22 protein-coding genes are annotated in these 24,008 nt (G+C 68.4%); 4 read left to right on the top strand and 18 right to left on the bottom strand.

The window, feature by feature from the left end:
* Position 1: 1 nt before the first annotated feature.
* From DMC61_RS22270 to DMC61_RS22280, 3 genes are read left to right on the top strand one after another with little or no spacing between them, the layout of a single operon-like run.
* The gene (locus tag DMC61_RS22270; RefSeq protein WP_125691035.1) at positions 2–1,207 is read left to right on the top strand and encodes an O-antigen ligase; all 1,206 of its coding nucleotides are present in this window, start codon (positions 2–4) and stop codon (positions 1,205–1,207) included.
* Positions 1,204–2,385, top strand: a complete 1,182-nt coding sequence (locus DMC61_RS22275; protein ID WP_125691037.1) for a glycosyltransferase family 4 protein — start codon at positions 1,204–1,206, stop codon at positions 2,383–2,385. Before DMC61_RS22270 ends, DMC61_RS22275 begins: the two co-directional genes overlap by 4 nt.
* Positions 2,382–3,014 carry a phosphatase PAP2 family protein gene (locus DMC61_RS22280; RefSeq protein WP_125691039.1) on the top strand — a complete coding sequence of 211 codons (633 nt, stop codon included), beginning with the start codon at positions 2,382–2,384 and terminating at the stop codon, positions 3,012–3,014. Before DMC61_RS22275 ends, DMC61_RS22280 begins: the two co-directional genes overlap by 4 nt.
* Here the strand turns inward: DMC61_RS22280 and DMC61_RS41730 are convergent.
* From DMC61_RS41730 to DMC61_RS22370, 18 genes are all read right to left on the bottom strand, one after another.
* Entirely contained in the window at positions 3,001–3,243 is a 243-nt protein-coding gene (locus tag DMC61_RS41730) for a DUF664 domain-containing protein (protein ID WP_233594936.1), read from the bottom strand. The two genes, DMC61_RS22280 and DMC61_RS41730, sit on opposite strands and share 14 nt — an antisense overlap.
* 161 nt (positions 3,244–3,404) lie before the next feature.
* Positions 3,405–4,289, bottom strand: coding sequence for a hypothetical protein (locus DMC61_RS41735; RefSeq protein WP_233594910.1), 885 nt, complete (start codon positions 4,287–4,289; stop codon positions 3,405–3,407).
* A gap of 207 nt (positions 4,290–4,496) precedes the next feature.
* The gene (locus DMC61_RS22295; protein WP_125691041.1) at positions 4,497–5,933 is read right to left on the bottom strand and encodes a right-handed parallel beta-helix repeat-containing protein; all 1,437 of its coding nucleotides are present in this window, start codon (positions 5,931–5,933) and stop codon (positions 4,497–4,499) included.
* 56 nt (positions 5,934–5,989) lie between these two features.
* Entirely contained in the window at positions 5,990–7,489 is a 1,500-nt protein-coding gene (locus DMC61_RS22300) for a right-handed parallel beta-helix repeat-containing protein (protein WP_370456425.1), read from the bottom strand.
* A complete protein-coding gene (locus tag DMC61_RS22305; RefSeq protein ID WP_125691043.1) occupies positions 7,486–8,802 on the bottom strand; it encodes a glutamate-1-semialdehyde 2,1-aminomutase in 1,317 nt (438 codons plus the stop codon). Before DMC61_RS22305 ends, DMC61_RS22300 begins: the two co-directional genes overlap by 4 nt.
* A 4-nt stretch (positions 8,803–8,806) precedes the next feature.
* Positions 8,807–9,355: a dTDP-4-dehydrorhamnose 3,5-epimerase family protein gene (locus DMC61_RS22310; protein WP_125691045.1), complete on the bottom strand. Its 549-nt coding sequence runs from the start codon at positions 9,353–9,355 to the stop codon at positions 8,807–8,809.
* Entirely contained in the window at positions 9,352–10,539 is a 1,188-nt protein-coding gene (locus tag DMC61_RS22315; RefSeq protein WP_125691047.1) for a polysaccharide pyruvyl transferase family protein, read from the bottom strand. The genes DMC61_RS22310 and DMC61_RS22315 overlap by 4 nt, the downstream gene beginning before the upstream one ends.
* Positions 10,536–11,486: a glycosyltransferase family 2 protein gene (locus DMC61_RS22320; protein WP_072028994.1), complete on the bottom strand. Its 951-nt coding sequence runs from the start codon at positions 11,484–11,486 to the stop codon at positions 10,536–10,538. The genes DMC61_RS22315 and DMC61_RS22320 overlap by 4 nt, the downstream gene beginning before the upstream one ends.
* Positions 11,483–12,757 carry a hypothetical protein gene (locus DMC61_RS22325; protein ID WP_125691049.1) on the bottom strand — a complete coding sequence of 425 codons (1,275 nt, stop codon included), beginning with the start codon at positions 12,755–12,757 and terminating at the stop codon, positions 11,483–11,485. Before DMC61_RS22325 ends, DMC61_RS22320 begins: the two co-directional genes overlap by 4 nt.
* Positions 12,758–12,764: 7 nt before the next feature.
* Positions 12,765–14,039: a DUF4910 domain-containing protein gene (locus tag DMC61_RS22330; RefSeq protein WP_125691051.1), complete on the bottom strand. Its 1,275-nt coding sequence runs from the start codon at positions 14,037–14,039 to the stop codon at positions 12,765–12,767.
* Positions 14,039–15,061, bottom strand: a complete 1,023-nt coding sequence (locus DMC61_RS22335) for an NAD(P)-dependent oxidoreductase (RefSeq protein WP_125691053.1) — start codon at positions 15,059–15,061, stop codon at positions 14,039–14,041. Before DMC61_RS22335 ends, DMC61_RS22330 begins: the two co-directional genes overlap by 1 nt.
* 5 nt (positions 15,062–15,066) lie before the next feature.
* Positions 15,067–15,720, bottom strand: a complete 654-nt coding sequence (locus DMC61_RS22340; protein WP_043848538.1) for a PIG-L deacetylase family protein — start codon at positions 15,718–15,720, stop codon at positions 15,067–15,069.
* Positions 15,717–16,508, bottom strand: coding sequence for a sugar phosphate nucleotidyltransferase (locus tag DMC61_RS22345; RefSeq protein WP_016331016.1), 792 nt, complete (start codon positions 16,506–16,508; stop codon positions 15,717–15,719). The genes DMC61_RS22340 and DMC61_RS22345 overlap by 4 nt, the downstream gene beginning before the upstream one ends.
* Positions 16,505–17,740 (bottom strand): class I SAM-dependent methyltransferase, encoded by a 1,236-nt coding sequence (locus DMC61_RS22350; protein WP_125691055.1) that lies wholly within the window; start codon positions 17,738–17,740, stop codon positions 16,505–16,507. Before DMC61_RS22350 ends, DMC61_RS22345 begins: the two co-directional genes overlap by 4 nt.
* Before the next feature lie 383 nt (positions 17,741–18,123).
* The gene (locus DMC61_RS22355; RefSeq protein ID WP_125691057.1) at positions 18,124–20,049 is read right to left on the bottom strand and encodes a S8 family serine peptidase; all 1,926 of its coding nucleotides are present in this window, start codon (positions 20,047–20,049) and stop codon (positions 18,124–18,126) included.
* A gap of 135 nt (positions 20,050–20,184) precedes the next feature.
* On the bottom strand, positions 20,185–20,700 hold the full coding sequence (locus tag DMC61_RS22360) for a thioesterase family protein (protein ID WP_063276956.1): 516 nt from the start codon (positions 20,698–20,700) through the stop codon (positions 20,185–20,187).
* 9 nt (positions 20,701–20,709) lie between these two features.
* Positions 20,710–21,897, bottom strand: a complete 1,188-nt coding sequence (locus tag DMC61_RS22365) for a BtrH N-terminal domain-containing protein (protein ID WP_125691059.1) — start codon at positions 21,895–21,897, stop codon at positions 20,710–20,712.
* A 24-nt stretch (positions 21,898–21,921) separates the two neighbouring features.
* Positions 21,922–22,890, bottom strand: a complete 969-nt coding sequence (locus DMC61_RS22370; RefSeq protein ID WP_125691061.1) for a YncE family protein — start codon at positions 22,888–22,890, stop codon at positions 21,922–21,924.
* 133 nt (positions 22,891–23,023) lie between these two features.
* On the opposite strand from DMC61_RS22370, the gene htpX reads away from it, so the two are divergent.
* On the top strand, positions 23,024–23,890 hold the full coding sequence (gene htpX, locus DMC61_RS22375; RefSeq protein ID WP_125691063.1) for a zinc metalloprotease HtpX: 867 nt from the start codon (positions 23,024–23,026) through the stop codon (positions 23,888–23,890).
* Positions 23,891–24,008: the final 118 nt, after the last annotated feature.

The raw sequence follows: 24,008 nt of genomic DNA on the forward strand, positions 1-24,008 counted from the left end.
CATGCTCGAACCCGCGGTCCGTCCGGCGGCGATCCGCGGCACCCCGAAGGCGGTCGGCATCGCCTGGACGCTGCTGATCATCAACACCCTGGGCTCGACCGGGGCGAAGACGGTCATCCCGCTGCCGAGGTCGGTCAGCCAGCTGATCACCATGGGCGCGCTGGGCGCCGCGTTCGTGATCGCGCTCGCGCTGAACGCCCGGCTGCGGATCCGGCCGAGCGCCTATCTCTTCCTGCTCACGGTGCTGCTGGTGCTGAGCGTGGTCGCGAGCCTGAACCTGGAAGGCGGCTTCGGCGCGCTGTTCCGCTGCTTCCGGTTCGCGCTGTTCATCAGCACGCTGTGGTTGTTGACCCGCTGGTGGAACGGCGGTCTCGACCTCGTCCGCACGCATATCCGGGCCTACGGCGTGGTGCTGGTGACGGTGGTCATCGGGCTCGCGCTGGGCCCGGGCAACGCGCTGCCGTTCGAATACGGCGGACGGCTCACCGGCACGCTCTGGCCGCTGACGCCGCCGCAGGTCGGCCAGTACGCGGCCATCGTCATCGGTCTCACGACGCTGCTGTGGCTCGGCGGGAAACTGGAGCGGCGGAACGCGCTGGTGGTCATCGTGCCGTCGTTCGCGATCCTGCTGCTGACCCACACCCGCACCGCCATGCTCGGCCTGGTGGCCGGGACCGTGGTGGCGCTGATGTCGCAGTGGATGTCCAGCGCCCGCGCGCGCAAAGTGTTCACCGGGCTGGTGCTCGTCGGGGTGTTCTGCGCGGTGGCGCTGAGCGGGCTGCTGCAGACCTGGTTCCTGCGCGGTCAGTCGGAGGAGAACTTCTCCAGTCTCACCGGCCGCGCGAAGGTGTGGGACGCGCTGCTCGACGCGCCGCGGACGACGCTCGAGTACCTGTTCGGCGTCGGGCTGACCGACAAGTCCTACGACGGGCTCCCGATCGACAGCAGCTGGCTCGCCGTCTACCACGAGCAGGGCTATGTCGGGATCGCGATCGTGGCCGCGTTCCTGCTGGTGCTGATCGTGGTCGCGGTGCTGCGGCCGCCGTCGCCCGCCAGGGCCTGTGCGATCTTCCTGATCACCTACTGTCTTTCCGCCTCCTACACCGAGGCGGGCCTCGGCGACGCGTCGCCGTACCTGCTGCACCTGGCCTTGGCCGCGTCGCTGCTGGTACGAGCCGACCCTGAGCTTTCCAAGGAGTCCGTGTGAAGGTCCTCGTGATCCACAACCGGTACCGATCCGAGCAGCCGAGCGGCGAAAACAACGTCGTCGACCAGGAGACCGCGCTGCTCGCCGAGGCCGGGCACGAGGTGAGCCTGTTCGAGCGGCGTAGCGACGACATCGCGGAAATGTCGCTGCCGCGCAAGGCCGTCGTCCCGCTGCAGGTGCCGTGGAACCGGGCCGTGCGCGCGGAACTGGCCCGGCGCCTCGCCGACGATCGGCCGGACGTCGTCCACATCCACAACACGTTCCCGCTGCTTTCGCCGTCGGTGCTGGCCGCGTGCGCGGACGCCGGGGTGCCGACGGTCGCGACCGTGCACAACTACACGCTGATCTGCCCGCCCGGCACGCTGTACCGCGAGGGCTACATCTGCACCGACTGCGTGGGACGCAAGCCGGTCCCGGCGGTGCGGCACGGGTGCTACCGCGAGTCGGGGCTCGCCACCGTGCCGATGGCGGCGAGCATGGTTCTGAACCGCAAGCGCTGGTGGTCCGGTGTGTCGAAGTTCTTCTGCATCTCGCGGGCGCAACGCGAGATCCTGATCGCCGCCTGGTTGCCCGCCGACCGGCTCGCGGTGAAGTACAACTTCGTCACCGATCCGGGCAAGACGCGTAAGGGAGCGGGGGAGCACCTGCTGTTCCTCGGCCGGATCACCGAGGAAAAGGGCATCGGCCTGCTGATGAAGGCCTGGGATCGGCTCGTCGCGGCGGGTGGCCCGCTGCCGCCGCTGGTGATCGCCGGCACCGGCCCGATGCAGGACGAGGTCGCGCGCTGGGCCCACGGCCGCGACGATGTCCGCTACGTCGGCCTTCAGTCCAAAGTGGAGTGTCAAGAGCTGATCGTCCGCTCGAACGCCGTCATCGCCCCGTCGGAATGGCTGGAGGCGTTCGGGCTGGTCGTGGTCGAAGCGATGGCCGCCGGCGTCCCCACCGTCGCCGCGGCCCACGGTGCCTTCCGCGAACTCGTCGAAGACGGCGTCACCGGTCTGCTGCACGAACCCGGGGACCCCGAGTCGCTCGCGGCCCGCCTGCGGGAGATCGTCGGCGACGCCGAACGGAACCAGGAGATGGGCTGGGCGGCGCGGCTGGTGTACGAGCAGGAGTTCACGCCGAAGGTCGGCCTCGAACGGCTCGTCGGCGGCTACCAGGCCGCGATCGACGCGTGATCACCGGCCCGCCCGCGATCCCGCCGCAGGCGCGAATCCCGCTCTGGACCCTGGGCGCCTTCGGTTTGGTCGTCGCCCTCGTCCTCGGCCTGCGCTACGCCGGGACCTCGCATACCGCCGGACTGGACGCCCTCGTACTCCCCGTAGTCGACCGCGTCGAAGGCCCGCTCTGGTACCTGGCGACCGTCATCGACTTCGCGGGCGAACCGGTGGGCGCGATCGTGGTGATCGCCCTGTTCGGCTGGCTGTGCCTGCGGCACCGGCGGCAGCGGATCGCGATCCTCATGGTGGCGGCGAGCGGCGTGACGGTGGCGCTGACCACCGGACTGAAACCCCTGGTCGGCAGGCTGATCCACGGCGAATTCCTCTCGTACCCGAGTGGGCACACGGCCTTCGCGGTGACCGTCGCGACCGTCGTGGGGCTGCTGGTGATCGACGTGCGCGGCCTCGGGCCTGTCGGTGGGGCTTCGGTGCTGGTGGGGCTGGTCGCTTTCGCGGGGCTCGCGATGGGGTGGGCCGAGGTGGCGCTGGGGGCGCACTATCCGACGGACACCTTCGGGGGGTTCGGGGTCGCTGTCGCGGTGGTGCCGGTGGTGGGGTGGGCGGTGGACCGGCTCACTTCCCGGTGAAGCCGTCGAACAGTTCCCGGCCGACGTCGACGTGACCCGCGTGCCGGGCGAAGCTCTGCGCGAGATGGAAGAGGACCCACGCGAGGGTCGGGTGCTCCTCGACGCCGCTGCGGCGCGTCGCCCGTGCGGCGAGGGCGTCCAAGGGGGTGACAGCCGCCAACCGGGCGCAGTTCTCCCGTTCGCCATGGAAGAAGGCGAGGATCCCGGCGGTGGTGTCGTCCGGCGTGATGAGCCATTCCTGTTCGGCCGTGCCCGGCCACGAGAAGTCGACGTCCGAGCGGCGTCCACCCGGATGGCACGGTCGACCGCCGGAGGTCTGCTTCGGGGAGCCCGTCGAGTTTGCGGAGGATCGCTGTCGCGCTGTGGGCGAGGTAGCCCAGAAGCGGCGCTCTACGCGACCAACTTGACGTTCGGCCGCGGCCGCGCCTGCGCCGTCCGGAACGCGGCCAACAGCTCGCGCTCGACCTGCGCCGGCTCGGCGCGCAGGCGGGACGGCAACGTCTGGAGCACGACGATCCCCGCGGCGACATAACGCGCGTTGCGTGCGACGGTGGCGCGATGACCGGTGAGGTCGGCGTGGTGACGGTAGGAATCGATCTCCCAGGCGAAAGCGCATGCGTCGCACCAGAAGTCCGGGGTGGCGATGTAGTTCCCGTCCGCGTCGAAGATGGGGACGTTCCAATGCCCCGGTGGGAGGCCGGATCTTCGCCAGAGCCGCCAAGCGTCGGCCTCGGCGACGGATCTCGCTCCGGCGAGCAGCGGGGCCAGGGCTCGTCTGGGGAGCGCGGTTCCGGTTCTTCCCGCTTGGTCGAGTTCGTGGGTGAGCATTCCGGTGGTGCAGAAGCGACGTTGAACGGACTCGGCCATCATCGCCTGGATCTCGTCTTCGTCGGTGAGTCTTCGGGCGGCGTCGATGACGGCTCGGGGGACGGGGGCGACGGGGAGGTCGCCGCGGAGGTAGGGACGCGGCAGGTGCCGGGTTCGTTCGACGTGAACGAACCCCGTCGTGGTGACTCGCCGATCGTGGGGTATCAGAATGTGGACGTCCCGTGGTGAGGGCAATCGCTCCAAACCGTGGCGGCGAAGTGCCCAGATACCAGTCAGGCTCGAGCCTTCGCGCCCGTGGAGCAGGGCGCCCTGGAGACGCTGTTCATCGGTGGGTTCTCCACTGTGGAGCAGCACGATCCCGGGCAACAGCCGTTGCCAAGATCCGCCGGGACCGCATCGGCGGGTAATGGTCCGTGCCGGCACGCCGGCGGCTTCGAGCTCCGCCACGCGAAGGACTCGCGGGCCATCGGTCAGAAGGGGACTGTTCTTCCAGTTTCCTCGGTGCACTCGACCACCATGGACCTCGGCACCGACAAGAGTGCTCGAAAAGGTGCATGAACGGACCTGTCATGCCGAAATTCGGTCGAGTGGGGAAGATTTCGGCCGCTCAACGGCCAAAATCTTCCCCGCTCACGCTCGCGCGCCCCAAACCCTTCAGCACCCACCGTCACCAAAAGAACTACAGGCATCCTGCGAGTAAGGAGCCCCTTGCCACCCCGAAACCCCCACAGTCCGCGAAGTGTCATGAACCACGAACCGCCACTCGCCCGAATAAGCGTTGTCATACCACCGGTTCTCCTGCCGGAACGTCACCGCGTCCGAAACGGAAGAACCCCGATAAGGCGACCACTCCGGATAAGTCCCGAAGTTCGCCAAAAGCGCCATCCGCCCGCAATATCCCGAGCAGGAAGATCCGTGGGAGAACTTGTTCCCGTGGATCGAAACCCGCTGCGTCTTCCACCGGCAGTCGTCATACAGCGGACGCGACGAAATGCCCGGCGCGGAACACGAAGAAACTGAGGGAACGAGAAGCGTGCAAGAACCGGAGGACGTGTTCGCCGGGCTGTTGCAGAAGCGGTCCGCGTTCTCCCACAGGGTGATTCCGGACCAGTTGTCCTCGAAGACGTTGTCGACGATCTCCACCAGCGAAGTCCGGGCCCGCACCCGCGGTTCACCGCCGGACTCCGAGATGTACACCGTCCCGACCGGGAAATCGTCGCCCCGGGCAGCGAAAGCCCGGCCCTGCACGAGCATGTTCCGCCGGAAGGTGTTCCCGCGGACCACGACGTTGTAGGAGATCTCGTAGAACAGGCCTTCGGACGCGTTGTCCTCGATCAGGTTGTCTTCGATGAGGAAGTCGTTGTTGTTCGTGTCCGCCCACAGCCCGGCGCCGTGGTTGTGGTGGACCCAGTTGCCGCGGATGTCGGCGCCGTTCACCGCCCAGAATTTCGCGCCGCCGGTGCAGCCGCAGCCGGGTTCCTTCGTTTCCCAGTCGTCGGTGTTGTTGCCGGTGATCTCGTTGCCCTCGACGAGCAGCCCGGTGATCCCGTCGCCGGCCCGATAAGCGTTGATGCCGTACTGGCCGTTGTTCCGCAAGCAGTTCCGGATGACCTGCTGACGCGGTCCCGCCATCATCGCGGCACCGCGGTTGTCCTCGATCGTGTTGCCCTCGATGGTCCAGTGTTCCCCCGAGTCGTGGTTCACCACGCCCTGATCGCGTGGCGCGGCGAAACCGCGGATCGTGAGGCCTTGGATGACGACGTCGCGAGCCTGCTGGGTGAACGCGTAGCGGTTGACGCCGCCACCGTCCAGCACGGCACCGGGGGCGCCGAGGTAGGCGTTGCCGTCCTTGGGGATGATCTGCCCGAACTCGTCCGGGCCCAGCGTGTGCTTGCCTTCGGTCAGCCAGAACGTCGTGCCGGCCGGGAGTTCGCGTGTTTTCGCGGAAAGGTCCGTTCCCGGGGAGACGACCACGGCACCGTCCGGTTTCCCGGGGCTGACCGGGCCCGCGGCGCAGGCCGCGACAGGAGCCGCCGAGGCCGGGACGACTCCTGTCGCGAGCAACAGCAGGACAACGAGGAACGCGGGCATACTGAAAACGGTAAGCCAGTATGGACGGTCCCAGATGGACACTTACAGGTGAACCTTCAGCAGGTCACCGGCTCTCCGAAGCCGCTGCAGGTGTCCTGCAGATAGGGCGCCGCCTGCCACTGCGCCGCGGTCAGCCGCCGTGAGGTGTCGTGGGCGACGAACGTCCACGGCCCGTAGTACTGGTTGTCGTACCACCGGTTCTCCTGCCGGAAGGTGATCGCCTCCGAGATCACGGCGCCCCGGTACGGCGACCAGGACGGGAAGGTCCCGTAGTTCGAGAGCACCGCCATCCGCCCGCACAGGCCCAGGCAGCCTTCCATCGCCGAGTCGAACTCGAAGGTGTTCTCGTGCACCGAAACGCGTTGTGTCTTCCAGCGGCAGTCGCCGTACAGCGGTTCGGTCGCGATGCCCGGGGCGGAGCAGGTGGACGTCGGAGAGACCAGTTCCGTGCACGAGAGCGTCGACGTGTTGGCCGGGCTGTTGCAGAACCGGTCGGCGTTCTCCCACAGCGTGATCCCCGACCAGTTGTCGGAGAACATGTTGCCCCGGATGTCGATCCGGCTGGTCCGGGCGGGTAGCCTCGGTTCACCGCCGGACTCGCTGAGGTACACGGCGGCGACCGGGAAGTTGTCGCCCTTGGCGGCCCGTTTCCGGCCCTGCACCAGCGCGTTCCGGTTGAAGGTGTTCCCGATCAGCTCCAGGTTGTAGGAGATCTCGTAGAACAGGCCTTCGGACGCGTTGTCCTCGATCAGATTGTCCTGGATGAGGAAATCGTTGTTGTTCGTGTCGGCCCAGAGCCCGACACCGTGGTTGTGGTGGACCCAGTTGCCGGTGACGTCGGCGCCGTTCACGGCCCAGAACTTCGCCCCGCCGCTGCAACCGCAGCCCGGGATCTTCGTCTCCCAATCGTCGGTGTTGTTGCCGGTGATCTCGTTGCCTTCGATCACCAGACCGGTCAGCCCGCCGCCGAAGCGGTAGGCGTTGATGCCGTACTGCCCGTTGTTCCGCAGGCAGTTCCCGATCACCCGCTGGCCGGATCCGGTCATCATCCCGGCCCCGTCGTTGTCCTCGATGACGTTGCCTTCGATGGTCCAGCGTTCGCCGGAGTCGTGGTTGACCACGCCCTGGTCGCGTTCGGCGACGAAACCGCGGATGGTCAGCCCGCGGATCACCACGTCCTTGGCCGGCGTGGTGAAGGCCGCGCGGTTGATCCCGCGTCCGTTGAGCACGGCGCCGGGCGCGCCGAGGTAGACGTTGCCGTCCTTCGGCATCACCTGGCCGAACTGGTCGGAACTCAGCGTGTGCTCGCCCGGCGACAGCCAGAACGTGGTCCCCGGCGGGCTGAACCGGGTCTTGTCGGTCAGATCGGTGCCTGGATCGACGACCTGGGCGCCTTCCGGGGCGGAAGGGACGCCGACGGTCGTGCCGCACACCCCTCGAGTCGGCTCTTCGGACGCCACCGCTGTGTTCTCAACGGCGACCTGGAGCAGTAGTACGGACAACGCGGTGCAGAACACCCGTGTGCCGGTCGAGCGATATGCGATCCCTGAACTCATACCCTTCTCCGAAATACCGGCTTCACCGGACGGCCACCCAGCCACGGTGCCGGATCATCCGCGTCGAGCGCTTTGCGGTACACGAGGCAGGCCTGCGAGACCACTTCGACCGTCCGGTCGATGTCTTCTTCGGACAACGCGCTGCTGACCACGAACGACGGCCCGAGGACCCCGCCCGTGACCAGTTGCCGCAGGAACAACGTTCGGTAGTCCTGCGACGGGTTCTTCCCGGCGTCGAGCGTGGCGAAGACGAGGTTGCTCGCCCGGCCGCGCACGACGACGTGTTCCCCGACCCCGGCCGAGGCCGCGACTTCGCGGACCCCGGCGGCGAGCCGGTCGCCGATCGCGTGCAGCCGCGCGGCGATGCCTTCTTCGGTGTAGGTCTCCATGACCGCGATCGCGGCGGCCAGCGAATGCGTCTCGGCGCCGTGCGTGGTCGACAGCAGGAAGACGCGGTCCTCGCCGGTGCGCAGCCCGCCGAGTTCCATCAGCTCGCGCTTGCCGGCCAGCGCCGAGACGGCGAACCCGTTGCCGAGCGCCTTGCCGAACGTCGAGAGATCCGGCGTGACCCCGTAGAGCCCCTGCGCGCCCGCCTCCGACCAGCGGAAACCGGTGATCATCTCGTCGAAGATCAGCACGCAGCCGTACCGGTCGGCGAGTTCCCGCAGGCCGACGAGGTAGCCGGCGGGCGGTTCGAGCTGGGTCGACGCCTCCAGGATCAGGCAGGCGATCCGGCCCGCGTGCTCCCGCAGCAGCCGTTCCGTCGCCGGGAGGTCGCCATAGGGGAACGACACGGTGAGATCGGTGATCCCGTCCGGGATGCCCGCCGACATCGCGGTGGTGCCGATGAACCAGTCGTCGATGGAGAAGAACGCGTGGTCGCGGCAGATCGCCACCAGCGGCCTGCCGGTGGCCGCCCTGGCGAGTTTGACCGCGGCCGTGGTGGCGTCCGAGCCGTTCTTGGCGAATTTGACCATCTCGGCGGTCGGCACGGTTTCGAGGAACTTCGCCGCCGCCCGTTCCTCCACAATGGACGGACGGGCGAAGTTGGCGCCCCGGTCGATCTCGCGGTGGGCGGCTTCGCTCACCCGCGGGTGCACGTGCCCGAGGCTGACCGCGCGCAGCCCCGAGCCGTACTCGATGTATTCGTTCCCGTCGACGTCCCAGACATGCGCGCCGAGCCCGTGCGAGATGACCGGTGCCAGATTCTCCGGATACTGGTCGTCACCCTTGGCGTAGGTGTGCGCCCCGCCGGGGATCATCGCGTGGAGGCGCTCGTTGGCCCGCATGGACTTGGGCAGCTGACGGGTCATGCTCTCACCTCGTGTTCTGTAGTACCGCGGAAAGCGGGAGCGCGGCTCGGTCCCGATCCGACATGAGCGCCACCGGAAGCGGCCACGGGATCGCCAGTTCGGGGTCGTCGTGGGCGATCGCGACGTCCTCGGCCGGGTCGTGCGCGCGGTCGATCCGGTAGGAGACGTCGGCGTACTCGGTGAGCGCCTGGAACCCGTGCGCGCATCCGGCCGGGATGTACAGCGACACCTGCGTCTCCCCGGAGAGTTCGAACGTCTCCTTGCCGAGGTACGTCGGCGAATCCGGCCTCAGGTCGACGACGACGTCGAAGACGGCGCCCCACGAGCACCGGACCAGCTTCGCCTCGCCGAGCCCCGAACGGAGGTGCATCCCGCGCAGCACTCCCTTGCGGGAACGGGAAACGCTGTCCTGGACGAAACCGTCCGGGTCGATCCCGGCCGAGCGGACGACGTCGGCGTCGAAGGTGCGGCTGAAGAAGCCGCGTTCGTCGGCGTGCGGCGTCGGCTCGAACAGGTACGCGCCCGCGATCGCGGGCACGGGGATCACCTTCATCGGACTCCCATCGGCAGGAAGGCGGCCGACAGCGCGGCGAACTGCTCGTCCAGCAGTCGCGCCTGCTCCGCGCTTCGTTTCGCGACGATCTCGGTGAGTTCGCCCGCCCTTGACTCGAGTTCGGCGAACTGGCGCACCAGCGCGTCGAAGTCGATCTCCCTGGCGGACTGGCAGAACTCCCCGAGTCCCAGCGTGGTCATCAGGACTTCGTTCTTGCGGGCGTACCCGATGGACAACGTCGGTTTCGCCAGTTTCAGCGCGCACAGGACGTTGTGATACCGGGTGGCGACGACGGTCTCGACCGCCGACATCGCCCGCATCACCTCGTCCAACGTGGCCGTGTCGGCGGCGGCGAGCAGCGGGGATTCCAGTTCCCGCATGATCTCGTCGACCACCTGCGCGTCGGCCCGGTCGCCGATGAACAGCCGGACCGGGCGGCCGTCGGCGATCAGCCCGGCGACGAACCGGGTCATCTTGTCCACATAGGACTCGTAGATCTCGGCGGCGCGGTGTCGGTCGTCGTTCCCGCCGTGGTACGCCATCACCCCGACCCCGACGGATCGGGGCAGCACCGGCTCGGAAAGCGCGGGCAGGGCGAAGGCGAGGTCGGGGTAGACGCGGTCGTTCGCGACGTCGACGCCCATCGCACGCATCGCGTCTCGCGACGGTTCGTCCCGATAGGACCGGAACGTCGCGAGCCGCGCGGCCCAGCCGATCACGGACCGGGTGACCCGGTGCGTGCTCACGCTGGCGCCGACGCTCACCAGGGCCACCTTGGTGCCGACCAGGCGGCCGGACACCGAAAGCAGCAGCAGCGCGTAGGGGAATCCCCATGGACGCAGGGGAAGGGTGGATTCGAGGACACCCATCCCCGGCACGATCACCACGTCCTGACGCCGCACCCACGCCACCGTGCGGAAGATGTCGACGAGTTTCCCGAAGCCCTTCGCGGCGATGGACAGCGGTCCCGATGCCGTTCGGTACTCGCCCTCGTACCAGTTCAACGCGGTCGTTTCGAGTCCGTAGCGCGACGCGACGAGTTCCGGACCGCCGCACATCACGCTGAGCGCGGCGCCCGGATGCTCCGCGCGCAAATACCCGAGAACCGCCTCGAAGGAACCGTCGTTGCCGAGGTTTCCCGATCCGAGGAGCCCGAACAGCCCGATTCTCACGGGCGAGGTCAAGGGACTCGTCCCTCCTGGCCGGCGACGACCGAGGCCACGGACACTTCACGCGGGCCGAGTTCGGCCTCGGCCTGGACGGGCATCCGTCCCATGGCCGGGTTCCCCGCCCGGTTCAGCATCCATTGCCGCAGGTAGCGGAAGCATTCGCGCTTCTCCGCACCGGAGATCGGCGCGTTGCGGATCGCCTTGACGTAGCCGAGCACGTATTCGCCGAGCAGCCGGACCATCGGGTGGCGCAGTTTGTCGGCGCGCTTCGGGTCGAGGTTGGTGGCGCGCCTGCGCACGGTCGGGTGCTCGTGTTCGGAGCGGCCGGGGTGGTCGCGCCGGAAGTACAGCCAGTCGGGCACCTGGTGGAACGGGCCGTGCAGGGCCAGTTCCGAGATGATCGTGCGGTCGGCGTGGTGGTAGCTGTCCAGCGGCGCGACCCGGCGCAGCACCTCGGTGCGGATGACCGCGCCGTCGTCGTCCCCGCCGGGCGCGAACAGCGTGCTGCGGAAGCGTTCCGCGGCGTGCGGCGAGACCGTGTTGAGCGGGTACTCCAGTGCCTGCGTGACGACGGCCTTCTCGTCGATCATCGCCGTCCACGAGTGCGAGAGGACGAACTCGGGGTGCTCGTCGAGTGCCTCGATACAGCGTTCCAGCAGGTCACGGGCGTAGAGGTCGTCGTCGGACGCCCATTTGAACAGTTCGCCGCGGGCGACGTCGACACAGTAGTTGTGGTTGGGCGCGCAGCCGATGTTCACCGGCTGGCGCACATACCGGACACGGGAGTCCAGCTTCGCGTACTCGCGGCTGATCTCTTCGGTGCGGTCCGAGGACGCGTTGTCCGAGATGATCAGCTCGAAGTTCTCGTAGCTTTGGCCGAGGAGTGCGTCCAGCGATTCGGCGAGGTAGTCCTCGCCGTTGTAGACCGGGAGCCCGATGCTCAGCCGAGGAGCGGTGCTCATGACGTCCTCATTTCTTCCTTCTCCGAAGTCAGATGCTCTTTGAGAGCGGAGTGGAGCTGAAGCCACCACACCGCGGACCCGCTGGTGATCGCCAAGGCGACCCCCCAAGCGGATCCGGACGCCCCGGCCAAGAAGGCGCCGATGAGCCCGAAGCCGACATAGCCGGCCGAGTTGATCAGCTGGGCGCGAAGGCTCCTTTTCGCAGCGCCGAGCGCACGCAATCCGGCGGCCGCCCCGGTGTTGAAACCCGCCGCGGCGATACCGATGGTCACCGGGAGGATCAGTTCGGAGGCGGGATCCCACACGTCGCCGAGGACGAACCGGCCGGCGTCGTGGGGTACCAGAAGCAAGGCGAGACCCCAGAGCAGGGCCGCGGCCGCCTGGCCCGCGCCGAGCACGGCGCAGAAGTGGCGGAGGCGATGCGGGGCCCGTTGGAGCACCCGCGCGCCTTCCGCCACGGTGACCAGGGAAAGTCCCATCAGAAGCGCGAAGAACGGTCCGAGCAGCAGTTCGGCGCCGCGGACCGCGCCGACGCTCGTGAGCCCGGCGATCGCGCCGAGCCCGTACATCCGAAGCTGGGTGGAGCCGCTGTTGCTGACGTTTTCGATCAGGTAGCGGGTGCCGAGGTCGCGGTGGTGCTTGAGCCAGTCGAGCGTCCCGCGCGGATCCGGGCGGACCCCGGCCTGCAGGCAGCCGTAGCCGGCGGCGACCGCCCCGGACAGGCCCCACGCCAGGATGAACGCGACGACCGTGTCGAACCACTGGTGCGCGATGAACAGCGCCGGGATCAGCGCGACACCCCAGACGACGTCGTTGACGAACGCCTTCTTCCCGTGCCCCGCGGCGAAGAAGGTGAACCGCCAGGCGTCCTGCAACAGCAACGTCGGGATGACGAAGCCGAGCGCGACGAACGCGCCGCCGACGGGACCGCCCACCACGAGACCGGCGACCACACTGACGGCACCGGCGACGACACCCGTGGAGAGCGCCGTCCCGGTCGCCTTGGCGGTCGCGGTCCGCCAGGATTCGGTGGACACCCCGGAGAACCGCACCATGAGCGGATCCGTCGTCAGCCCGCGCGAAAGGTTGAGCACCACGCCGTAGCTGACCCAAGCGAGGCTGAACATGCCGAAGGCGAACGTGCCGAGCGAGCGCGCCACGAACAGACCGACCACGAAGTTGGTGATGCTGGAAACGGCCTGGTCGCCGAGGCCCCAGCTGAGCCGTCCGGCCATGGCCCGGACGGCTTGGGAACGCAGAAGTGATCGCATGGGGCCTCTAATCCTTGAGCAATCCGGCGTCGTGCAGCGCCCGAGCGGCGGCGACGACGGAATCGAACGGCAGCCCGGACCGCTCGGCGACGTCGAGCAGGCTGTGCTCGCCGTCCGAGAGGTTGAGCACCCAGAGCATGGCCATCTGGGCTTGTTTGGCGTCGCTTCGCCCGCCGAGCGAGTCGTACAGCCCGCGCTTGCCGAGTTGCGGCTCGCCGTAGGGGCTGAGGTTGACGTAGCCGCGGTTGCGGTCGAGGACGGCGAAGGTGTCCTTCAAGGTCTGAAGGGTTTCCTCCATGGCCTCCGTGGACACGAAATCGAGGTTGTCGGCCGAGGTGTGGTACTCGGGATAACCCGCATACGGCGTCCTCGTCAGCGAGCCGACGCCGAGGTTGAAGCCGGGGGAGCAGAACTGGCGCTCGTCGTAGCCGTACGGCGAGAAGTCGACGATCTTGTGCGCGCGGTCGGCGAGGACGTACGCGAGCACGTGGTCGATTTCGGCGTCGCCCCGGCGGCTTCGCTTGTAGGTCAACGATCCCGGGTCGCCGGCACACGCCAGCACGAGCCCCGCCTTGATCCGGCCGACGCGGTCGTTGTTGCGCGCGAGCCAGGTGATGGCGCCGATCGTGCCGGGCATGAACAGGAACCGGTACGTGTAGTGGGGCTTGACCAGCGTCCGCGCGAACGCGGCGGCGATCGCGATCCCGGCGACGTTGTCGTTCGCCAGCGACGGATGGCAGGTGTGGCAGGAGATGATCACCTCGTCGGTGACCTCGCCCGGCACGACATGCTCGGCGTAGGTGAGGCTCCCGTCGGCCAGCGTGGAGTCGATGCGGACCTCGTACTCACCGTCCGGCATCGCGTCGAGCGTTTCCTGTGCCAGGCAGAAACCCCAGGTCGGCGCGTAGTAGCTGGTCCGGTACGGCACCCAGGACGGCTGGTCGGGCAGGGTGTGCAGGTGTTCGCGCAGCTCGCTGAGCGGCATCTTCCGCGACACCGGGACGCTGTAGCCGACGACGTGCAGGTTCGACTCCTGGAAGTCGACCACGCGGCGGCCGGTGGCGTCCTTGATGTACGCGTCGCGGATGTTCCATTCCTGCGGCACCGTCCAGTCCAGTACCCGGGTGCCGGTGGGGACCTCGTGGATCTCCAGCGGGACGTGCTCGCCGACGATCTCCAGCGTGCGGCGGACGCCGTCGCCGGTGATGCTGCGGCACAGCGGATACAGGCGCTCGACCAGCCTTCGCAGGTCGGCGCCCGTCTCCAGGTCCCTGTTCGACATCAGCGACGCCGCAGGGTGTCGTCGAGTTCGCCGGCGGCGGTGCGGTCCTGAAGCCGCGCGAGCCGGGTGAACAGGCGCTGGAAGCTGTGTTCGGTGAGGCCGTGGGTCTTGTAGGCCTCGATCAGTTCGAGCGCGCCGTCCTTGACCGACCAGTCGCAGTCGAAGCCCGGGATCGCCGCGCGGAACCGGGAGAAGTCGACCCGGTACGACCGCGGGTCCGCACCCGCCTCGCCGGTGATCCGCAGCGTCGAGCCGGGAACGGCCTCGACGACCTCTTCGGCGATCTCGGCGACGGTCACGTTGTTGCGTTCGGTGCCGATGTTGAACGCCTTGCCGTGTACGGCCTCCTTCGGCGCCACCAGCGCCGCGGCGAACGCGCGCGCGATGTCCTTGGCGTGCACCAGCGGCCGCCAAGGCGTGCCGTCGGAGAGCACCAGCACCTCACCGGAGAGATGCGCGTGCGCGGTCAGGTTGTTGAGCACGATGTCGCCGCGCAGCCGGGGCGAGAACCCGAACGCGGTGGCGTTGCGCATGTACACCGGGCTGAAGTCGTCGTCGGCGAGCTCCTGGACGTCGTCCTCCACCCGCACCTTCGACTCGGCGTACGGCGTCACCGGGCGCAGCGGCGCGTCCTCGTCGACCAGGCCGTCGCCGCCCGAAGCGCCGTAGACGGAGCACGTCGAGGCGTACAGGTACCGCTTGACCCCGGCGTCCTTGGCCAGCTTCGCGAGCTTGACCGAAGCGTGGTGGTTGATGTCGTAGGTCAGCTCCGGCGCCAGCGAACCGAGCGGATCGTTGGACAGCGCGCCCAGGTGGATCACCGCGTCCACCCCGGCCACGTGCTCGGCCGTGACGTCACGAAGGTCGACCTCGAAACCTTCGGGATCTTCGGGCTTCGGGCCCAGGACGCAGGTGTCGTAGAGACCGGAGTCGAGGCCGATCACCTCGTGGCCTTCGGCGGCCAGCACCGGGGCCATCACCGTGCCCAGGTAACCCTTGTGCCCGGTCAGCAGCACACGCATGGCTTTCAGCCTTTCGGAGTGAGGTCGAGCGTCAGTTTCTTGAGGTCGAAGGCCTCGGCATAGCGCTGCCCGCATTCGATGCCGCGAATGCGGGCGAGGCCGAGGAAGGCTTCCCGGTCGTACCAGGGCCGGTGCCGCTGGGAGGCGTAATGCTCCTGAAGCAGCCGGACCTTCTCTTCGGCGAGTTCGGCGGGCAGCGGGACGTACGCGGTGGGTTTGCCGAGGTCGCCGTCCCATTTCACGATCTCGTACTCCAGCTGGAGATGGGTGCGGAACACCGTCGGCACCAGCTTCGCCAGGCCGCGGTGGTCCTGATGCGCGTCCGCCGTGCGCGGGGAGAGAACGAGGTCCGGGTCGGTGCGGCGGCGCAACTCCTCCAGCCCGTTCTTGGCCTCTTCCCAATGCGCGGGGAGCCGGCCGTCGGGCAGTTTCAGCACGGTGACCTCGACGTCGGCGCCCGGGCAGAAGGCCGCGAGCGCGGCGCGCTCCTCGGTCTCCCGTTCGGTGCCGCCGCCGGAAAGGACGAGCGCGTCCACCCGGACACCCGGGTTGGCGGCGCAGATCGTCAGCAGGGTGCCGCCCGCCCCGATGGCGATGTCGTCACAGTGCGCGCCGAGCGCGACGATCCGCTGGACGCCGCCGGTGCCGAGCTCGATCACGCCGTGCTCGCCGCTTCGCGTTCCCAGCGTGCCCACGGACGGTCTCCGTGCGCGTACGCGTCGTCCAGCTGGACGCGTTCCTTGACGGTGTCGGTCGGCTTCCAGAACCCGCGGTACGGGTACGCGAGCAGCTTGCCCCGTTTGGCGAGCTCGCCGCAGCCGTCGGCCACCAGGTCGCCGCCCTCGGGGATGTGGTCGAAGATCTCCTGGCGCAGCACGAAGTACCCGCCGTTCTCCCACAGCGGCATCTCGCTGACCGGGGTCAGCGCGCCGATGCGGCCGTCCTCGCCCATTTCGACGCAGTGGAAGGACGACTGCGGCGGCACGACCATCATCGAGGCGCCGGCGTCGGATTCCGTGAACCGCTCGATCATCTCCGGCAAGGGCGCGTCGGTGAGGACGTCGGCGTAGTTGGCGAGGAACATCTCGTCGCCTTCGAGGTACGGGCGCACCCGGCGCAGCCGCTCGCCGATGGCCGATTCGAGACCGGTCTGCACGAAGGTGATCGACCAGTCCGCGATGTCGGTCGACAGCAGTTCCGCCTTGCCGTTCCGCAGGACGAAATCGTTGGAGGTGGTCTCCTGGTAGTTGAGGAAGAACTCCTTGATGTGGTGCGCGCCGTAGCCGAGACAGAGGATGAACTCGGTGTGCCCGAAATGCGCGTAGTACCGCATCACGTGCCAGATCAGGGGTCTGGGGCCGACCATGGCCATCGGCTTGGGCACGTCGGACGCGTCACCGTTGCGCATCCGCATGCCGTAGCCGCCGCAGAAGAGGACTACCTTCACGACTTCACCTCGACGATTTCCAGGTGTGGGATGGGGAAGACCAGTTTCCCGCCCCATTCGTCCACAAAGGACAATTGGGCGGTCAGTTCCTTCCGGAGGTTCCACGGAAGGACGAGCACGTAATCGGGCCGGTCCGCTTCGATGCGCTCCGGCGGCAGGATCGGGATCCGGGTGCCGGGGGTGAACCGGCCGTGCTTGTACGGATTGCGGTCGACGGTGTACCGCAGCACGTCCGGGCGGATGCCGCAGTGGTTCAGCAGCGTGTTGCCCTTGCCCGGGGCGCCGTAACCGACGACGGTCTTGCCTTCGAGCGCGGCGTCGGTGAGGAACTTGTTCAGCTCGAGCCGGACCTTGGTGACCCGCTCGGAGAATTCGGTGTAGCCGGACATTTCGTGCAGTCCGGCCGCCTTTTCGGCGTCCAGGACCTGCATCATCCGCTCGCTCGGCTCACCGGCGACGGCGTCCGGGCGCGCCCACAGCCGGATCGAACCGCCGTGGGTGGGCAGGAGTTCGACGTCCACAACGGACAATCCGCCGCGCGCGAGGGCCCGGCGCGCGGATTCCACCGTGTAGTACTGGAAGTGCTCGTGGTAGATCGTGTCGTACTGGTTCTCCTGGATCAGCGTCAGCAGGTGCTGGACCTCGATGCTGACCCAGCCGTCGTCGGCGACCAGGGCGCGGAGCCCGTGCGTGAACCCGATGATGTCCGGAATGTGCGCGTAAACGTTGTTCGCCACGACGAGGTCGGCGGGACCGTGCTCGTCGCGGACCTCGCGTCCGGTTTCGGGACCCAGGAAGGCGGTCTTCGTCGGCACCCCGGCGTCACGCGCGGCTTGGCCCACGTTCACCGAAGGTTCCACGCCGAGACAGCGGATTCGCTGTGCCACAACGTGTTTGAGGAGATAGCCGTCGTTGCTGGCGACCTCGACGACGAACGAGGACTCGTCGAGTCCCAGCCGCTCGACGGCGCCGTCGACGAACGTCTTGGCGTGTTCGACCCAGGAGGCGGAATACGACGAGAAGTACGCGTATTCGGTGAAAGTCTCTTCCGGGGTGATCAGCGGCGGGATCTGGGCCAGCCAGCATTCGGTGCAGACCCGCAGGTGCAGAGGGTACGTCGGCTCCGGTTCCTGCAGCTGTTCCGCGGTCAGGAATCGTTCGCACGGCGGCGTCGCCCCGAGGTCGACGACACTGGCGAGATGGGCCGAGCCGCAGAGACGGCAGGTGGTCATCGAGAGGCTCCTTGGCTCGCGTCACGTATCCCAGACGTCGGCACCTCGGGTCGCCTCGTTACATGCCTTCCAGGGGTCTCACGCTTCCGTCTCACAACCGAAACCTGGCGTCTCGGCCATCGGCGCAGACGTCTCCGCCATCCGGGCGCGGGCAACCCCGCCCGATCGCGTTCCGCGGGCTAAACGCGACTCGCCAGCGCCCCCGGACCGGATCGCGTTTAGCCCGCTAAACGCGATCCGGCCCTCCGCCCCAGCCCAGACGCGCGTGAAGGCCCCCTTCCCTCGACTCAGCCGAGGGAAGGGGGCCTTCACGCGCTTCACGGAACCCACCTCACCGGCCACTTCGCGTTTAGCGGGCTAAACGCGATCCGGCCGTCGAACCGTCAGGAAACCACCAGCGCGTAGTCCGCATCGGTCGCCGACGTCTCCGGGTGACCGTCGGCGTTCACCTGGGTCGCCACGACCTCCACCGTCCACGTACCGGCGGCCGGCTTCTCGAGGATGACGTTCTCCACCGTGTCGACGGTGTTCGGCGACCCGCCCGCGGTCGAGAAGTTGCCCGCCTTCAGCCCGTTGTTGCCGTAGTAGACGGTGCCGTTCGGCGCGGTGACCTTCAGTGTCAGGTCGTTGACCCTGGCGACCGACGCGCTCGGCGAGCCGGCCGGGTCGGTGTAGGCCAGCGTGGCCTTGAACTGCTTGGTCCCGTTCACCGCGACCGTGTACTTCTTCGACTGCCCGGTGCCCAGCAGGTCGGTCTCGTTCACCAGCACCGGCAGCTTCCACCCGTTCGCCTTGGCCTGTTCGTGCAGGTACCGCACGTTCGCGGTGCCCCAGCCCTGATGCGTCCGGGTCATGTCGTGCGAGGTGCCGCTGAAGGCGAACTGGTCGGCCCCGTTGATCAGCAGCGCCTTCGCGGTCGCGGCGTGCGGGCGGCTCGCGAAGACGTCGCGGCCCTTGCCGGGGCCGCCGTCGAACACGCCGTCGGCCCACATCTGGAACAGCAGCCCGGCGTTTCCGCAGGTGATCGGGGTCGCGCCGCTCGTGCCGCCGAACGACGTCGTGTACGAGGTGTCACTGCCGGACGACGTGGTGTCGATCCGGTCGTAGTAGTTCGACAGCTCCGGTTTGATCCGGCCGTCGGCGGCCGGGCCGATGCTGGCGCCGCCATTCCACTTGTCGTCGGTGCGGCCCAGCGTGTTGTAGTGGTACTGCCCGCCGACCGAGAGCACGTTCTTCGACCAGGCCTGCGGCCGCGACTGCTGGGTGCCCGCGTTGCTCTGCGACTGGCAGATCAGCAGGTCGTGATCGAAGACGATCTTGTCGAGCTCGGCGGAGACCGAGTTGTAGGCCGTGGTCAGCCCGCCACCCCAGCTGTTGCTCTGGAACACCGCGCGGTACTTGCCCGCCGGGTCGACCAGTTCCTTGGTATGGGCGTAGCGGTCCGGCTTGTTGTAGGTGGCGAAGATCCCCTGCGCCTCGGGCAGCAGCCCCCGCTGCGGCGCGCTCACACCCGACGCGAAGATCTGGCCGTACGTGGACGTCCCGTGGCTGGTGCTGGTGGAGTTCGACCCGTGCATCACCGTCGGCCGCGCCTTGAACTCCTGGTGCGTGACGCGCAGTCCGCCGTCCATCACCTCGCCGCGCACGCCCTGGCCGCGGTAGCCGCCGACGCTTTCGATGTAGTTCGCGCCGCTGCTCTCCCTGGCGTTGGCCATGTCGGTCTCCGGCGCGGTGATCGCGCCGACCGCGAGCACCTCGGCCCCCTGCGCGACGGTGGCGGCCTGGCCGGGGCCGAGCTTCGCCACGATGTGCTGCCCGCTCTGCGAGATCGCCTCTATGTTGCCGCCAAGCCGCAGGATCCGTTCGGCCACCGCGCGCTGGTCCCGCGCGTCCGCTTCGACCAGCGTCACCAGGTAGCCGCTCGTCGCGGCCAGCGAGATCTCCACCTTGTCGTCCGCCCGGTATTCGCCGAGCCAGCGGACGAAATTCAATTTCGCGACCGATTCACGGTTCTCCTGCTTCAGCCGCACCACATAGGCGAAATCGGGAATGTAGGTCCCGATCCGCACGCCGAGCGAACGCAATCGCCCACGCTGTTCGTCGGTCAGCGCACTCCGGACCTGGAGCAGGTAGGCGCCCTTCCAGTCCTGGCTGGCGGCCGTACGCTGGCTGAGTGGATCGAAGGTCCTGCTGGCCAGGCGGATGAATTGAGGATCTTCGGCGGCCGGGGCGGCGACGGCCACCCCGCTCGTCAGTAGCATCGCGCCGACCAAGGGCGCGAGAAAGCGGACAGACTTCGACCGTGGCATGAAATACCTCCGGGGAGCTCTGCAGGGGAGAGGTCTTCCGAAGGTACCGGCCGAAAAGTGTGATGATCAGCCGCTGAACGGCCCAGCCGTTTTCCGGCGATGCGGGAAATGGAGCATAAACGGTTAAAAACTGATTCAGGAGCTCTCGTCGATCGCCCCACTGAACCGCGTCAACCGTTCGCGTTCCTCGTCGCCGAGTCTTCGCGTACTGCCTTCGGGCAGGACACACGCGACCCAGATGGTGCGGCAGCGCGCGTAGACGGCCCGTTCGTCGCGCAGCCTGCTGTTCACCACGACGTCGCAGGTCCCGATCCGGCCGACCACGGTCTCCACCTCGACCGGGCTGTCGCGGAAGGTCAGCCTGCGCAGGTAGCTGACGTTGTGCTTCGCGATGAGATACGCCGGTCCCTTGGCCTGGAAGAGATGCTCCCGCCGCGGGTCGAGCATCGCGACCTGTGCTTCCTGGAAGTAGTCGAGCAACCGCACATTCCCGACGTGACCGAGATGGTCCAGGTCGGCGACACGCAGGCGATGGCGGTGAAGGTGGATCTCGGGAGCGGGACGCGCACTGGTCGTCCCCAGCGGATGTGCGTGCACGAAGTGGATCTTGAACGATCGCGTGGTGTTCCGGCCGCGCGGCGCAACGGACACCGGCCCGGTTCACTCCATCAGGGCTTCGGAGAGTTCGCGGATCGCCGCGGTCTCGGCGGTGTGGATGTCCCGGAGCAGGGTGCCCATCGTGCTGAAAAGCTCACGGGCTTCGACGTCGGTGAACGGCGTTTCGTCGTTGTAATGCGTACGCAGTTTCCACATCTCGTCACCGGCGGCCGCGGCGGCCTCCTGCCCCGCGTCGCCCTCGCGGACACCTGCGGAAACCGCGCTGATGAGCCCGCGCATCCAGGCGAATTCGGCGTTCGACGCCGGAACGGCCACCTCGGCCAGCTCCGCCCAGCGTTCGGCGATCCCGCGCCAGGTCGACGCCTGTTCGGCCAGCGCCGGGAGTTCGAGCAGGGCGGCCGCCTCGGTGAGCGCGTCGGCGAACAGCCCGCGCAGATGCCCACCCTCCATCCCCGCCGGAGTGACGCTCTCCCAGACGTTCAACAGCGCGCCGACGAGCCCGCGCCGCTCACCGAACGCGCGCGGCCAGCCCTTGGGGTCACGTTCGTCGGTCATCGCCTTCGCCCACCGCCCCCAGGCGGGCAGCGAGAACGACTTCGACGGCTCCGAGAGTCTCCGCGCACAGTCCGTCAGCCCGCCGCGCACGGCCGCCCGCCAGTCGGGGACCTCGCCGGGCTCGATCGTCGCGAGCAGGTTCTTGTACGAGCCGACCCGGCCCCGCGCGGCGTCGAACGTCTTCCGGTCGACCGTCAGCCGGGCGAGGTTCCGGTCGTCGACCAGCACCCGGCCGTCCTCTTCGCCGTACGCGACGACGAAGTGGCCGCCACCGCCGGACAGCTCCGGCGGCAGCCGCCAGTAGCCGAGCGACTCGCGGTCGGGGAGGACGATCGACGGCCGTCCGGCTTCGAGATTCGCGGAGAGCCGTTTCGCGGCGGCACGTTTGCCGCCGGTGGTGTGGAGGTCGACGGCGAGCCCGAGACGGTCCACTGTGGACTTGAGCCATTCCTGCGGATACTGCCACCGCGCGCGGAAGCCGAACACGATCGTCGACATCGTCTCGTGGGCGAAGTCCCACAGGATGTAGCCCGCCCCGATCCCGCCGGACGCGGCGAAGACCAGCGCCTCACTGGGCGCCTGACCGTCCGGCCCTTCGACCCCGTGATGGCTCAGGACGGCGGTGACCGCCGAGACGTCGGGTTGCAGCCCGCCACGCAATGCGTACTCGCTCACTCCGCCATCATGCCTGTTCCGACGTCAGAAGTCCCTGATCAGGGAAACCCTGCCGCGTAAGGGATCCGTCACGTACACCGTCCTGGTGCGCTGGTCGATCGCGACCGCGCCGGGGTTCACGCCGAGCGACAGGTCGCCGGTGAGCAGGCTCGTCCTGCCGTCGATCCTGGCGATGCCGTTGGGGCCGCCGTTGGCGTAAACGGTGTTCGATCCCTCGTGGACCGCGAGCGCCGAAGACTCCGAGCGCAGCAGCACGGTCGCCTTTTCCTTGCGTGCGGCCGTGTCCACGATGGACAGATGATGGATGGCCGAATTCGCGACGAACACCGTGCCGGACGCGCTGTGCACGGCGACGCCGGTGGGCGATTTGCCGACCGGGATCCCGCCGGTGAACCGGCCGGCGCCGATGTCGAAGATCTCCAGCGAGTCGGTGGCCGTGCTGGTGCAATACGCGAGCTTGCGTCCACTGTCGACCGCCGTCGACGACAACCCCCGCGTCGGGCCCGGGACCAGGTCCAGCAGGCGGCAGCTCACGCCGTCGATGACGGCGAGCGTCCCGGTGAGCGCACTGACCGCGTAGATGCGGTTCGCCTGCTCGTCGACGTCGACACTGGACGCTCCGGGACCGGCGGGCACCACGCTGACGACGTCGTTGGTCCGCCCGTCCAGGACCAGGACGGTCCCGGCGGGCGGATTCGCCACGAAGACCCGGTTGGTCACCGTGTCCACGGCCAGCCCGGCGGGCTCGCCGCCGACCGGGATCACGTCACCGACCGTGCCGGACCGCGAGTCGAGGACGACGATCGTGCCGGTGGACGGGTCCGAGAGGTAGGCGAAGCCGGTGACGGAATTCACCGCGACCGCCTCCGGGGCGCCTCCGACCTCGACGAGAAGGACTTTCTCGGCTCTCGCGGCCGGCGCGAAGGCGACCGCGGAGGCGCCGGCCGCGGCCAGCGTGAGCAGGGCTCGGCGGCTCAGTTCGGGTCCTCGCACAGGCGCCTCCCGATGATCGTTCGGGCTTCGACGATAACCCGCGTTCCGAGCACGCGAAGGAACTTCGCGTCCCCCGATCGCGTTGTTTCCGATGAGTAACCCCCACCCTTGAGAAAGAAAGGAGCAGGACGCCGTGCACAAGCACCAGAACGGGCTGAAGACCGTCGTCCTGCTCGGCCTGCTGTCCGCGCTCATCGTCGGGATCAGCGGTTTCTTCGGGCGGGGCGCGCTGGTCATCGGCCTGGTGGTAGCGCTCGGCGTCAACGCGTACGCCTACTTCAACTCCGACAAGCTGGCGCTGCGGGCCATGCGCGCGCGGCCGGTGTCCGAGGCCGAGCAGCCGGCGATGTACCGGATCGTGCGGGAGCTGGCGACCACGGCGCGGCAACCGATGCCGCGGCTCTACATCAGTCCCACCGTGGCCCCGAACGCCTTCGCCACCGGCCGCAGCCCCCGGCACGCGGCGGTGTGCTGCACCACCGGCATCCTCGACCTGCTGGACGAACGCGAACTGCGCGCGGTGCTCGGGCACGAACTGTCCCATGTCTACAACCGCGACATCCTGATCTCGTGCGTCGCGGGCGCGCTGGCGAGCGTGATCAGCGTGATCGCCAACATCGCGATGTTCACCAGCCTCTTCGGCGGCAACAACCGCGAGGACGGCGACAGTCCGCTGGTCGGGCTGCTCCTGGTGCTGATCGGGCCGATCGCGGCCGCCGTCGTGAAGCTCGGGGTGAGCCGCTCGCGGGAGTTCCAGGCCGACGCGTCGGGCGCGGAACTCACCGGCGACCCGCTCGGGCTGGCGTCCGCCCTGCGGAAACTCGACAGCGGGACGCGCGCGGCGCCGCTCGTGCCGGAGCCGAAGCTGGTCTCGCAGTCGCACCTCATGATCGCGAATCCGTTCCGTCCGGGCGAAGGCCTCTCGAAGCTCTTCTCGACCCATCCGCCCATGGCCGAACGCATCCGGCGCCTGGAAGACATGGCGCGCCGCCCCTTCTGACCTCCCGGATCGCGTTTAGCCCGCGAAACGCAGGTGGGCCCCCGGGATCGCGTTTAGCCCGCTAAAGGCGACGCGCCCTCCGGATCGCGTTTCGCGGGCTAATCGCGATCGCTCCCGC

Origin of the sequence: Amycolatopsis sp. WAC 04169 (assembly GCF_003947535.1) — a bacterium.
GTDB classification, from domain to species: domain Bacteria; phylum Actinomycetota; class Actinomycetes; order Mycobacteriales; family Pseudonocardiaceae; genus Amycolatopsis; species Amycolatopsis keratiniphila.